Raw genomic sequence first — 12409 nt, 5'->3', positions numbered from 1 at the left:
GCTCTCCTCATCCTGACCGGAGGCCGGGCGGCAGCATCCCGCTCGACCTCGAACCTAGTGTCGAAGCACGTTCATGGTGCGATCTTCACTGCTGGCTCATGACGGGTCGACCTTGCTTTCTTCCGATGACGGGTCCGAGAGGTTCCCGGGCCCCAGCGGGTCGCGCGGCTCCTGCAGCCACCGCCTGACGGCGGTGACGTCCGGTGCCGAGCGGACGCGTAACGCCCGGGCGAACGCCGAGCGTCGCTCGGCCCTGTCCAGGCACCCCGTCGAGAGGTGCAACCAGGCACCCCGTCCGGGGAGACGGCGGCGCGGATCCGGAATGCAACGTCCGTTCTCCACGACCACCCGCAACAGTACGTCGGCCCGTTCCCGGGTCCGGCACCCCACACAGGTCCGGATCGGAACCGACCGGGTGTGCGTGGGCGACGGTCCGCGACCGCGGGCCGATGACGAGTGTAGCGCAGGGCGATCGTCGGGCATTCCCTCGCCCGACCCCTGCTGTTGATCTCCGTCGGTCAGGACGGCTCCCCGGCGGGGTCGGCCGGCCCACCGTCGGGGGTGACCGGGTCGCGCGGGTCGGCGTCGCTGCGGATGTCGATCTTCCAGCCGGTGAGACGGGCGGCGAGCCGGGCGTTCTGCCCCTCCTTGCCGATCGCCAGCGACAGCTGGAAGTCCGGCACGACGACGCGGGCGATCCGGGCGCGCTCGTCGAGCACGGTCACCGAGACCACCTTCGACGGCGAGAGCGCGTTGCCGACGAACTCGGCCGGGTCCTCGGACCAGTCGATGATGTCGATCTTCTCGCCGGCCAGCTCGCCCATCACACCGCGCACCCGGGCACCCATCGGGCCGATGCAGGCGCCCTTGGCGTTGAGCCCGGAGCGGGTCGAGCGCACCGCGATCTTGGAACGGAACCCGGCCTCACGGGCCACCGAGACGATCTCGACGGAGCCGTCGACGAGCTCGGGCACCTCGAGGGCGAACAGCTTCCGCACCAGGTTCGGGTGGGTCCGCGAGAGTGTGATCGAGGTGCCCCGCGGGCCGCGGTTCACGCCGATGACGAAGCAGCGGATCCGGTCGCCGTGCCGGTAGACCTCACCCGGCACCTGCTCGGCGGCGGGCAGCACGGCCTCGGTGCCGCCGGAGAGCTCGACCACGACGACGCCGCGGGCGTTGGCGCGCGCGTCGCGCTGCACGATGCCCGCGACGACCTCGCCCTCCTTGGTGGAGAACTCGCCGTAGGTGCGCTCGTGCTCGGCGTCGCGCAGCCGCTGCAGGATGACCTGGCGGGCGGTGGTCGCCGCGATCCGGCCGAAGCCCTCGGGTGTGTCGTCGAACTCCGGGCCGGGGGTGCCGTCCTCGGAGGCGTCGGCGGCGTCGCGGACCATGACCCGCACCACACCGGTCTTGCGGTCGATGTCGACGCGGGCGTCCGGGTGGTGGCCGTCGGTGTGCCGGTAGGCGGTGAGCAGCGCCGTCTCGATGGCCGAGAGGACCGTCTCGAACGGGATCTCCTTGTCCCGCTCGATCGCGCGCAGCGCGGGGATGTCGACGTTCACCGGTTCTCCTCGTCGCGGACGGTCTCGACGGCGCCGCCGTCGTCGTGGTTCGTGGGGGCCCCGTCGGCCCCGTCGGTGCTGCCGGACAGCGCGTCCGGGTCGAGCAGTGCGGTCTCGGCGGGCGGTGCGGGCTTGAACTCGACCTGCACCTGGGCGTGCCGGATCCCGGCGAGCGGGATCTCCCGCCGTTCCGGCGCCTTCCGGCCGGGGACCGCGACGGCGACCGTGTCGCCGTCGAGCCGGCCGACCCGGGCCTCGACGACGGTGCCGTCGGTCAGGGTGATCCGCGCCAGGCGCAGGTAGGCCCGCCGCCAGTGCCGGGGCTCGGTGAGCGGCCGGTCGATCCCGGGCGAGGTCACCTCGAGCGTGTACGAGCCCTCGATGAGGTGCTCGTGCGGGTCCAGCTCGGCGGCCGCGGAGCGGCTGAGCCGGGCGATGACGTCGAGGTCGATGCCGGTCGCGGGCGAGGACTCGGGCAGGTCGACGACGAGCTTGACCGAGTGCCGTCGCCCGGCGGTGCGGACCTCCACGGCGTCGATCTCCAGCCCGGCCCCGTGGACCACCGGCTCGAGCACGCCGCGCAGCTGGTCTGCCAGCTGTGCGGGGTCCGGACTGCGCATCGGGTGACTCTCCTCGTGTCAGGGTGCCCGCCGCGGTGGCGACCGGTCGGCGGGGCTTCGGGTGGGCGTCGATCGTGGTGCCGTGACCGCCGGTGGGCGGGCACGTCGGACGCGTGCGGACGGCATGCGACGTCGGCGCCGCACACCGCGACGCGTCCGGCCGGGACCGGACGGTGCCGGTGACGGTGGGGACGGCCGACGAGCCTAGCGCGTCGGCCCGGCGGGCCGCCGGTCGGTGGCCCGTCGGTGGGCGGTCGTCCGCGGCCCGGGCGGGCACGGTCGGTGCCGGGCGGCCCGGCACGTGCTGGCAGCATGACCCGACGTGAACGACCGCGAGCCATCCGTGTCGCCCCGGGTGTCCCCGGCCGGGCCGCCGCCGTCGGTGACCCCGTCACCGGTGACCCGCCGCGGCGGTGCCCGCCCGACGCGGCGCCAGGTGCTGGCCACCACGGCCGCGGTGGCCGCGATGGTGCCGCTGGCGGGCTGCTCGAGCGCGACGACGCGCACCGAGGACGCCTCCGACGCCCTGCTCGCGCTCGCCGACGCAGCCCGGTCCGACGCCGCGCTGGTCGTCGCCGCGGTGACCGGCGACCCGTCGCTCGCGGGCCGGCTGGAGCCGCTGCGCGCGGCCCGGATGGAGCACGCCGCCGCGCTGGACCAGGCGGGCGGGCGCACTCCGGGCCAGATCGCCGCCCCCGCGACACCCCCGTCGGGGGATCTCGCCGCGGTGCGCGACGCCGTCGCCGGGTCGGCCCGCAGCGCAGGCGAGGTCGTCCCCCGCGCCTCGGCGCTGCAGGTGGGTCTGGTCGCCGAGGTCGCCGCCTGCTGCGCCACCTACGCGGCGGTCCTGACCGGGGCGCCGGCGTGAGCGCGGGTCCACAGCCGCGGCAGTCCTCCGACGACGAGCCGCAGGTCCCCCAGGTCACCGTCGAGGCGCTGCAGCGGGCACTCGCCTGCGAGCACGCGGCGCTGTGGGCGTACAAGATGGCGCTCGCGTTCATCCCGCCGGAGTGGGCGACCCGGGCCCGCGGCGACATCGAGGCCCACACCACCCTGCGCGGTCAGATCACCCAGACCCTGTCCGACATCGGGCAGCGGCCGGTCTCGGCGCAGCCGGCGTACGCCGCCCCGCAGCCCGTCGTCGACGGGGTGTCGGCCGGGGCGCTGCTGGTGTCGGCCGAGACCGACGCGATCGCCGCCTGGCGGTCGGTGACCGAGCGGTCGTCGTCGGTCCCGCTGCGCGAGGCCGGGCTCAAGGCGATGGTCGAGTGCACCGGCCGGCTCGCGTACTGGCGCGGGGTCACCGAGCGGTCCCCCGTCGTACCGGTGTTCCCCGGCCGCAGCTGAGGGGTCGCGGCGCTCAGCGGAGCGCCGCGGCGGCCGCCTCGACGTCGTCAGGGGTGGTCGACAGGTGGAACGCCAGCCGGGCGGCCCCGTCGCGCACGGCGGCGGTGATCCCGGCCGCGGCCAGCCGGTCGGCCGCCCCCTCGGCGCGCACCGACACGATGGCCGACCCGGCGGGCGGCATCCCGAGCCGCTCGCGCAGGGTGTCCGCGAGACCGACGCAGTGCGCGCGCAGGCCGTCGGCGTCGAGCGAGGCCAGCCAGGGCAGCGTCACCGCGGCGCCGGCGTGGGCGAACCAGACGGGGGCCTCCTCGCCGCCGGCCGGCCCGGGCCGCGCGGGCGGGTCCGGGGTGTAGAGCCCGCCGCCCCAGCGGTCCCGGGTGCCGTACCAGCCCGCGGAGTGCGGGACGGGCTCCGGCCAGCACGCCCCGGCGGGCGGCCCGTCCACCCACGACGGACGCCGGGCCAGCCAGGCGGTGCCGCGCGGCGCGAGCAGCCACTTGTACCCGGCACCGACGACGGCGTCGGCGTCGTGCAGACGCAGCGGGAGCCACCCGGCGGCCTGGGTGACGTCGAACAGCAGCCGCACGCCGCTGCGGGCGCGGGCGGCGAGCAGCGCGTCGACGTCGGTGATCGCGCCGTCGGCGGACTGCACCACCGACACCGCGACGAGGTCGTGGTCGGCGGCGTGGGCCGCCAGCTCCGGGAGCGGCACCTCGGTCACCCGGACCCCGCGGTGGGCCTGCACCGCGAACGGCCGGGTCACCGAGGAGAACTCGCCGCGGGCGACGAGCACGCGGGTGCCGTCGGGCACCGACGCGGCGAGCGGACCGATCAGGCCGGAGGTCGTGGCGCCCTGCGCGACGTCGGCGACCGGCACCCCGGTGATCGCGGCGAACCCCGCGCGGGCCGCCTCGACGTCGTCGTCGAAGTCCTTCGGCGAGGCCGCGCCGACCGCCCAGCGCGCCACGACGTCGGCGACCACCGCCGACGCCCGCAGCGGCGGGATGCCGATGCTCGCGGTGTTCAGGTAGCCGGGCCGGTGTGGCAGTTCCCACCCGGCGACGGTGACGGTGTCGTCCACGCTGCCCGAGCGTAGTGAGCGTCCTAGTGTCGAGGTCGTGCACAGCGAGCTGATCGAGATCCGGACCGGTTCCGAGGAGACCGTCGTGGACCTGACGCATCGGATCGAACGCTTCCTGTCCGACTGCGGTGCCGGTGACGGCCTGCTCAACGTCTTCGTGCCGCACGCGACGGCAGGCATCGCCGTCATCGAGACCGGCGCGGGCAGCGACTCCGACCTGCTCGAGCATCTGCGCGAGCTGCTCCCCGCCGACGACCGGTGGCGGCACCGGCACGGCAGCTCCGGGCACGGGCGCGACCACGTACTGCCCGCGTTCGTGCCGCCGTCGACGACGGTGCCGGTGATCGACGGCCGCCCGGCGCTGGGGACCTGGCAGTCGATCTGCCTGGTCGACACCAACATCGACAACCCGACGCGGTCGGTGCGGCTGACGCTGCTGCCGGGCTGAGGCCCGCCGCACGCCCCGGACCGCCGGGCGACCACGGCCGCCCGCCCGACGGAACACCGCACCGGGGTCGCGCGACACCGCCGTACGCTGCGCCGGTGACCTCCGGCCGGACGACGACCGACCGCCCGGCTCCCGCGACACCGTCGCGCCCGGGCGCCCCCTCCCCCGGTTCCGGGCGACGGCTGCGTCCCGCGCTGGCCGCCGCCGTCGCCGTGCTGGTCGTGGCCGGCGCGGTGGCCGGGCTCGGCGGCATCCGCCCGGACTCCACCACCGCCACCCCGGCCGGATCGGCCGGACCGGCCGCCCCCGCACCCGCCCCGGCCGCGGAGCCCGCCGCGTTCGCCGTCACGCCCCCGCCGGGGTGGACGGCCCCGACCGCCGGCGCGCCCGCCCTGGACGTGTTCGGGGTGCCGTTCGCCCGGCTCGCCGAGGCGCCGCCGTTCGCCGCGGGCGACTGCCCCGTCGGCGCCGCGCCACGCGGGGTCGCCGCGGCCGCACTCGTCGCCGTCCCGGCCGGGACGACGGTCGAGCAGGCCGCGCAGGCGTTCGCCCGCGGCGCCGGGGAGTCGGCCTACGCCGGCTCCGCACCGCAGGTGGCGGTCGGGCCGCCCGGACCACGTCCGGGCAGCGGTGAGCCGGGGACGTGGGTCGAGGCCACGGTCCGCACCGACGGCACCGCGTCGGGGGCCGGCGGGTGCCGCGCCACCGACGGCGCGGTCGGGGTGCTGGCGGTCCCCCGCACCCAGGCCCGGGACGGGTCGGTCGGCGTCGCGATGCTGGTCGTCGCCGCGGACGCGGGCGGCGGCCCGGGCGACGCGGTCCCCCGCTCGGCCCTCACCGACCTCGCCGCCTCGGCGGTCCGCCCCGGCTGACCCCCGCCTGGTTCGCACGAACGGGCCCTTCGTACGAAAGGTTCGCACGAAGGGCCCGTTCGTGCGGACGCGGGGTGGCGGCGGCGCGGGGTGGCGGTGCCGCTCAGGCCCCGCGGACGATCCCCGCGACCAGCTCGGCGGCACCGGCGCGGTCGATCTCGCTCCGCTCGCCGGTGGCGCGGTCCTTGAGCTCCAGCTTCCCGTCGGCGAGCCCCCGCCCGACGACGACGATCGTCGGCACGCCGATCAGCTCGGCGTCGGCGAACTTCACGCCGGGGCTCGCCTTGCGGTCGTCGAGCACGACCGACAGTCCCTGGGCCTCCAGCTCGGCGGCGACGGCCTCGCCGCCCTCCAGCAGCTCCGCGGACTTGCCCGCGACGACGACGTGCACGTCGAACGGCGCCACCGACCGCGGCCACACCAGGCCGGAGCCGTCGTGGGACTGCTCGGCGATCGCGGCGACCAGCCGGGAGACACCGATGCCGTAGGAGCCCATCGTGATCCGGACCGGCTTGGAGTCCGGGCCCAGCGCGTCGAGGGAGAAGGCGTCGGCGTACTTGCGGCCGAGCTGGAAGATGTGCCCGATCTCGATGCCGCGGGCGGCCTCCAGCACGCCGGTGCCGTCCGGGGACGGGTCCCCCGCGCGCACCTCGGCGGCCTCGATCGTGCCGTCCGGGGTGAAGTCGCGGCCCGCGACGAGGTCGACGACGTGGTGGTCGGCCTTGTCCGCGCCGGTGACCCAGGCGGTGCCGGTGACGATCCGCGGGTCCACGAGGTAGCGGACGCCGTTCGCGGCGAGCGCGCCCGGCCCGATGTAGCCCTTGACCAGGAACCCGTTGCGGGCGAAGTCGGCCTCGTCGAGCAGCGCCACCTCGGCGGGCTCCAGCGACGCCTCCAGGCGCTTCATGTCGACCTCGCGGTCGCCGGGGACGCCGATCCCCAGCAGCTCCCACTCGTCCGCGCCCGGCTGCCGCGTCTTGACCAGCACGTTCTTCAGCGTGTCGGCCGCGGTGAAGGTCCGCTCGGCGCCGAGGCTCGTTCCGCTGACGCTGCTCTCGCGGTGCGCGTTGAGGAAGTCGACCAGCGACTCGATGGTCGGGGTGTCCGGGGTGTGGTGCACCTGCGCCACGGGCAGCCCGTCGAGCGGGATCGCCGGGGGCGCGGGCGTCGTGACGGCCTCGACGTTGGCCGCGTAGCCGCCGGGACCGCGGACGAAGGTGTCCTCACCGGTCTCGGACTCGGCGAGGAACTCCTCCGAAGCCGACCCGCCCATCGCACCCGAGGTCGCGGACACGATCACGTAGCGCAGCCCGAGCCGGTCGAAGATCTTCACGTAGGCGTCGCGGTGCTTGCGGTAGGACTCCGACAGGCCCTCGTCGGTGAGGTCGAAGGAGTAGGAGTCCTTCATGAGGAACTCGCGGCCGCGCAGGATGCCCGCGCGGGGGCGCTCCTCGTCGCGGTACTTGTTCTGGATCTGGTAGAGGATGACCGGGTAGTCCTTGTAGGACGAGTACTCGCCCTTGACCGCGAGGGTGAACAGTTCCTCGTGGGTCGGGCCGAGCAGGTAGTCGCCGCCCTTGCGGTCCTTGAGGCGGAACAGGTTCGGGCCGTACTCGGTCCACCGGTTCGTCGTCTCGTAGGGCTCGCGCGGCAGCAGGGCCGGGAACTGGATCTCCTGGCCGCCCATGGCGTCCATCTCCTCGCGCACGACCTTCTCGACGCGGCGGAGCACCGTGAGACCGAGCGGCAGCCAGGAGTACACGCCCGGGGCCACGCGACGGACATAACCGGCGCGGACCAGCAGCTTGTGGCTGGGTACCTCCGCGTCGGCCGGGTCCTCACGCAGGGTGCGCAGGAACAGCGACGACATCCGGGTCAACACCTGCAGAAGGGTAGCGAGGGACCCCGGAGCCGCTCATCCCGGTTCCGGAGCGGGCAGACTCGGGGCATGGGAGACGAACAGCACGAGCTGCTCGCGGGGGCACGCCAGGGCGTCCTCGCGACGATCAAGCGCAGTGGCATGCCCCAGCTGTCGCCGGTGACGCCGTACTACGACCGCGCTGCCGGGACGGTGCAGGTGTCGATGACCGAGGGGCGGGCGAAGACCGCGAACCTGCGGCGGGACCCGCGGGCGGCGCTGTCGGTGGAGAGCACCGACGGCCGCTCCTGGGCGACGGCCGAGGGCCCGGTGGAGCTGCTCGGCCCCGACGACTCCCCCGGCGGCCCCGCCGTGCAGGCGCTGGTCGACTGGTACCGCGCCGCCGCCGGGGAGCACCCGGACTGGGACGAGTACCGCGAGGTCATGGTCCGGGACCGGCGGGTGCTGATGACGATGCGGGTGCAGCGCGTCTGCGGCGAGAACCTGGGCTGACGGCGGTCCGGCCGGGGCCGCGCCCGGTGGCGCGGCCCCGGCGGATCAGACCGCCTCGTCGAGCAGTTCGGCCAGCAGCCGGGCCACCGTCGGTGTCTCCACCAGGAACCCGTCGTGCCCGTACGGCGAGTCGATCACCTTGAGCGGGTCGGCGCCGGGGATGCCGTCGGCCAGCTCCTGCTGCTCGGCGAGCGGGTAGAGCCGGTCGGAGGTGACCCCGGCGACGTAGGTCCTGGCCCGGACCCGCGACAGCGCCGACGCCACCCCGCCCCGGTCGCGGCCCACGTCGTGGTGGTTCATCGCCTGGGTCAGCCGCACGTAGGACGCGGCGTCGAAGCGGTGCACCAGCTTGTGCGCGTGGTGGTCCAGGTAGGACTCCACGGCGTAGCGGCCGCCGGCGAAGGGGTCCTCACCGGACTGCGGGTCACGGCCGAACCGGGTCGCCAGCTCGAAGCCCGACCGGTACGACAGGTGCGCGATCCGCCGCGCGACACCCAGTCCGCGCCAGGGCCCCTCGGGCGTGTCGTGGTAGTCACCGCCGTGCCAGTGCGGGTCGGAGGTGATGGCCTGGATCTGCGGGCTCGCCCAGCCGATCTGGTCCGCCGACGACGCCGCGGGCCCGGCGAGCAGGAACAGCCGCCGTACCCGGTCGGGCTCGGTGGCCGCCCACTCCAGGGACCGCATGGACCCCATCGAGCCGCCGATCACGCAGGCGAACGCGTCGATGCCGAGCGCGTCGGCCAGGTACTGCTCGGCGACGACGGTGTCCCGCACGGTGACCGTCGGGAACCGGCTGCCCCAGGTCCGCCCGTCCTGCGCACGGGACGCCGGACCGGTGCTGCCCTGGCAGCCGCCGACCGCGTTCGGCGCGACGACGAACCAGCGGGCCGGGTCCAGCGGTCCGCCCGGCTCGATCAGCCCGGGCCACCAGCCGGACGTCGGGTGCCCGGGGCCGGCGGGGCCCTCCAGGTGCGCGTCGCCGGTGAGGGCGTGCAGGACGAGGACGGCGTTGGAGCCGTCCGGTGCGAGCTCGCCCCAGGTCTCGTAGGCCAGGCGCACGCCCGGCAGCTCCCCGCCGGCCGCCAGCTTCAGCGGCGCGGGCAGGTCGAGGAAGTGGCGGCGGCCGGGGTCGTCCCCCTCCCGCCAGGCGCCGCTGGCGGGAGGGAGCTCGAAGTCGTTCACGGACACCAGGTAATCAGATCCGCTCTCAGGCGCCCTTCGCGGCGCGGAAACCGGCGTCCAGGTCGGCCTTGAGGTCCTCGATGCCCTCGAGGCCCACCGACAGCCGGACCAGGCCCGGGGTCACGCCGGAGGCGAGCTGCTCCTCCGCGGAGAGCTGGCTGTGCGTGGTCGACGCCGGGTGGATGACCAGGCTGCGGACGTCGCCGATGTTGGCGAGGTGGCTGTGCAGCTCGAGGGCGTTCACGAACTTCTTGCCCGCCTCGACACCGCCCCGCAGCTCGAAGGCCACGATCGCGCCGCCGCCCTTGGGCAGGTACTTCTGCTGGAGGGCGTGCCACGGGCTGGACGGGAGACCGGCGTAGTGGACCTGCTCCACCTCGTCGCGCCCCTCCAGCCACTCGGCCAGCGCCTGGGCGTTCTGGTTGTGCCGGTCCATCCGCAGCGACAGCGTCTCGATGCCCTGCAGGATCAGGAACGCGTTCTGCGGGGAGATCGCCGGGCCGAGGTCGCGCAGCAGCTGCACACGGGCCTTGATGATGTAGGCGATCGGGCCGACGGCGTCGGTGAACACCGCGCCGTGGTAGCTCGGGTCCGGGCTGGTCAGGCCGGGGAACTTGGCGGAGTTGGCGACCCAGTCGAACGTCCCGGAGTCGACGATGATGCCGCCGACCGAGGTGCCGTGGCCGCCGAGGAACTTGGTCAGGGACTCGACGACGATGTCGGCGCCGTGCTCGATCGGCCGCACCAGGTACGGGGTCGGGATGGTGTTGTCGACGATCAGCGGAACCCCGGCGGCGTGCGCGACACCGGCGACGGCGGCGATGTCGAGGATGTTCCCGCGCGGGTTGCCCAGCGTCTCGCCGTAGAGGGCCTTGGTGTTCGGCCGGATCGCGGCCCTCCACTCCTCCAGGTCGTCGGGGTCCTCCACGAAGGTGACCTCGATACCCATCTTCGGGAAGGTGTAGTGGAACTGGTTGTAGGTGCCGCCGTAGAGCGAGGCGCTGGAGACGATGTGGTCCCCGGCCTCGGCGATGTTCTGGACCGCCAGCGCCTGCGCGGCCTGCCCGGACGCGACGGCCAGGGCCGCGGCCCCGCCCTCCAGCGCGGCGACGCGCTGCTCCAGCACGTCCTGGGTGGGGTTCATGATCCGCGTGTAGATGTTGCCGAACTCGGCGAGCCCGAACAGGTTCGCGGCGTGGTCGGTGTCGCGGAAGACGTAGGACGTCGTCTGGTAGATCGGCGTGGCCCGGGCGTTCGTGGTCGGGTCGGGTGCGGCGCCGGCGTGCACCTGCTTGGTCTCGAACGACCAGTTGGCGGTGGTGTCGGGGTCGGTCACGGTGGGACTCCTCTTCGGGTCGACCGCCGGTGTGAGCGTGCCGAGGCGGGCCGGGCCCGAGTCGGTCGATCGCGGCGGTTACAGGGGCTGTGGCGGGGCGGACGCGTACGTGGGCCCTCGGACGAGCGCGGGTCAGCGGCAGGGGCGACAGGCCGCGCTCGTGATCCGCATGCAGTCGACGTGGATGCGCGCCACCAGGCAGGTCACGGGCCCGAACCTAGTGCGGTCCCCCGGCGGGCACAACGGCCGCGCGCGGCGATCACTAGTCTGATGCGCCGTGCTCGTCCTGCTGCCGCCCTCGGAGACCAAGCGTGACGGCGGCGACGGCCCGCCGCTCGACCTCGCCGCGCTCTCCCACGACGCCGACCTCGGCCCCGTCCGCACGGACCTCTGCGACGAGCTCGTCGCACTGGCCGGCGATCGGCCGGCCGCGCGCGCCGCGCTCGAGGTGTCGCAGCGCCAGGACGCCGAGATCGACCGCAACGCCGCGCTGCGCACGAACCCGACGCTGCCCGCGCTGGACCGCTACACCGGGGTCCTCTACCACGCCCTCGACGCCGGCTCCTTCACCCGCGCCACCCGGGACCGGGCCCGATCCCGGCTCGCGGTGTGCTCGGCGCTGTTCGGACTGCTCGGGGCCGACGACCCGATCCCGCCCTACCGGCTCTCGGCGGGCTCGAAGCTGCCCGGCTCGGGCACCCTGGCCGCGCGCTGGCGACCGGCGCTCGACCCGCTGCTGGCCCGCATCGCCGACGGCGAGCTCGTCGTCGACCTCCGCTCCGGCGGCTACGCCGCGCTCGGGACGGTCCCCGGCGCGGTGACGGTGAACGTGCTGGCCCGGCGACCGGACGGGAGTCGGTCGGTCGTCAGCCACCACAACAAGTCGCACAAGGGCGGCCTGGCCCGGCTGCTGGCGACCTCCCGGGCCGAGCCCGCCGACGCCGGCGCGGTGGCCCGGATCGCGCGGCGGGCGGGACACGTCGTCGAGCGCGACGGCGACCACCTGGATCTCGTCATCCCGGCCTGAACCCGCGCACCGAGTCGGACATACGGCATGATCCGGGCATGGTGGAGCAGCTGAACCTGTGGGTCGCCGCCGTGGGCCCGGTGTGGCAGTTCCTGGCGGTGTTCGTGATCGGCGTGGTGCCGTTCCTGGAGTCCTACACGGGCACGCTGGTCGGGACGATCACCGGCATGCCGGTGCTCCTCGCCGCCGCCGGGGCGATCGCGGGCAACGTGCTGGCCCTGGTCGTCGCGGTGCGGCTGGGCGACCGGGCCCGGCGGGGACTCGGCCGCCGCGCGTCGCGGCCGCCGTCGGAGCGGCGGCAGAAGGTGATCGCCCGGGTGGACCGCTACGGCGTCCCGGTCGCGTCGCTGCTGGCCCCGACCCTGATGGCGATCTCGGTGACCGCGTTCGGGATGGTCGCCGCCGGACTGGACCGGCGCCAGGTCGTGATCTGGCAGGTCGTGGCCGTCGTGGTGTGGGCGGCGCTGTTCGCCGCGATCGGGCTCGGCGCACTCAGCGCCTTCGGCTGAGCGCAGGGCCCGCGCGGCGCGGAAAACCGGTGGCGGGCCGGGACGGCGTCCGGC

Annotated in this window: 14 protein-coding genes; 7 read left to right on the top strand and 7 right to left on the bottom strand. The window is 75.0% G+C overall.

Features of this window, described 5'->3' with window-relative positions:
- Positions 1-96: 96 nt before the first annotated feature.
- Genes ZF1_RS08395 through rimP form a run of 3 tightly spaced genes read right to left on the bottom strand, consistent with a single transcriptional unit; the run spans position 97 to position 2182 of the window.
- Complete coding sequence (locus ZF1_RS08395; RefSeq protein ID WP_405418568.1) at positions 97-483, bottom strand: YlxR family protein; 387 nt, start codon at positions 481-483, stop codon at positions 97-99.
- Positions 484-518: 35 nt separating this feature from the next.
- A complete protein-coding gene (gene nusA / locus ZF1_RS08390) occupies positions 519-1562 on the bottom strand; it encodes a transcription termination factor NusA (RefSeq protein ID WP_226365945.1) in 1044 nt (347 codons plus the stop codon).
- On the bottom strand, positions 1559-2182 hold the full coding sequence (gene rimP, locus ZF1_RS08385; protein ID WP_482636931.1) for a ribosome maturation factor RimP: 624 nt from the start codon (positions 2180-2182) through the stop codon (positions 1559-1561). The genes nusA and rimP overlap by 4 nt, the downstream gene beginning before the upstream one ends.
- 322 nt (positions 2183-2504) lie before the next feature.
- Here rimP and ZF1_RS08380 point away from each other — a divergent pair, with 322 nt between their 5' ends.
- Both ZF1_RS08380 and ZF1_RS08375 read left to right on the top strand, forming a co-directional pair.
- Positions 2505-3050, top strand: coding sequence for a hypothetical protein (locus ZF1_RS08380; RefSeq protein WP_100880012.1), 546 nt, complete (start codon positions 2505-2507; stop codon positions 3048-3050).
- Positions 3047-3529 (top strand): ferritin-like domain-containing protein, encoded by a 483-nt coding sequence (locus ZF1_RS08375; protein ID WP_482636930.1) that lies wholly within the window; start codon positions 3047-3049, stop codon positions 3527-3529. The genes ZF1_RS08380 and ZF1_RS08375 overlap by 4 nt, the downstream gene beginning before the upstream one ends.
- A 13-nt stretch (positions 3530-3542) precedes the next feature.
- On the opposite strand, the gene ZF1_RS08370 is transcribed toward ZF1_RS08375, so the two are convergent.
- Positions 3543-4610 carry an aminotransferase class V-fold PLP-dependent enzyme gene (locus ZF1_RS08370; RefSeq protein WP_482636929.1) on the bottom strand — a complete coding sequence of 356 codons (1068 nt, stop codon included), beginning with the start codon at positions 4608-4610 and terminating at the stop codon, positions 3543-3545.
- 37 nt (positions 4611-4647) lie between these two features.
- On the opposite strand from ZF1_RS08370, the gene ZF1_RS08365 reads away from it, so the two are divergent.
- Positions 4648-5058: a secondary thiamine-phosphate synthase enzyme YjbQ gene (locus tag ZF1_RS08365; RefSeq protein WP_208826695.1), complete on the top strand. Its 411-nt coding sequence runs from the start codon at positions 4648-4650 to the stop codon at positions 5056-5058.
- A 95-nt stretch (positions 5059-5153) separates the two neighbouring features.
- Entirely contained in the window at positions 5154-5930 is a 777-nt protein-coding gene (locus tag ZF1_RS08360) for a hypothetical protein (protein WP_482636928.1), read from the top strand.
- 103 nt (positions 5931-6033) lie between these two features.
- Here ZF1_RS08360 and ZF1_RS08355 read toward each other — a convergent pair whose 3' ends face one another.
- Complete coding sequence (locus tag ZF1_RS08355) at positions 6034-7812, bottom strand: proline--tRNA ligase (protein ID WP_482636927.1); 1779 nt, start codon at positions 7810-7812, stop codon at positions 6034-6036.
- 66 nt (positions 7813-7878) lie between these two features.
- Between ZF1_RS08355 and ZF1_RS08350 the strand changes: the two genes are divergently transcribed.
- Entirely contained in the window at positions 7879-8301 is a 423-nt protein-coding gene (locus tag ZF1_RS08350; RefSeq protein WP_482636926.1) for a PPOX class F420-dependent oxidoreductase, read from the top strand.
- Between the two features lie 45 nt (positions 8302-8346).
- Here the strand turns inward: ZF1_RS08350 and metX are convergent, their stop codons facing one another.
- Together metX and ZF1_RS08340 are read right to left on the bottom strand one after the other, a co-directional pair.
- Positions 8347-9483: a homoserine O-acetyltransferase MetX gene (gene metX, locus ZF1_RS08345; protein ID WP_482638686.1), complete on the bottom strand. Its 1137-nt coding sequence runs from the start codon at positions 9481-9483 to the stop codon at positions 8347-8349.
- A gap of 25 nt (positions 9484-9508) precedes the next feature.
- Positions 9509-10819: a bifunctional o-acetylhomoserine/o-acetylserine sulfhydrylase gene (locus ZF1_RS08340; protein ID WP_405418573.1), complete on the bottom strand. Its 1311-nt coding sequence runs from the start codon at positions 10817-10819 to the stop codon at positions 9509-9511.
- Between the two features lie 277 nt (positions 10820-11096).
- Between ZF1_RS08340 and yaaA the strand changes: the two genes are divergently transcribed.
- Together yaaA and ZF1_RS08330 are read left to right on the top strand one after the other, a co-directional pair.
- Positions 11097-11846: a peroxide stress protein YaaA gene (gene yaaA / locus ZF1_RS08335; protein WP_405418574.1), complete on the top strand. Its 750-nt coding sequence runs from the start codon at positions 11097-11099 to the stop codon at positions 11844-11846.
- A 38-nt stretch (positions 11847-11884) separates the two neighbouring features.
- Positions 11885-12355 carry a hypothetical protein gene (locus ZF1_RS08330; protein WP_482636925.1) on the top strand — a complete coding sequence of 157 codons (471 nt, stop codon included), beginning with the start codon at positions 11885-11887 and terminating at the stop codon, positions 12353-12355.
- The last annotated feature ends 54 nt before the right edge of the window (positions 12356-12409 follow it).

The organism is Pseudonocardia sp. ZF1 (assembly GCF_056835605.1).
This window is presented reverse-complemented; position numbering and strand designations above follow the sequence as displayed.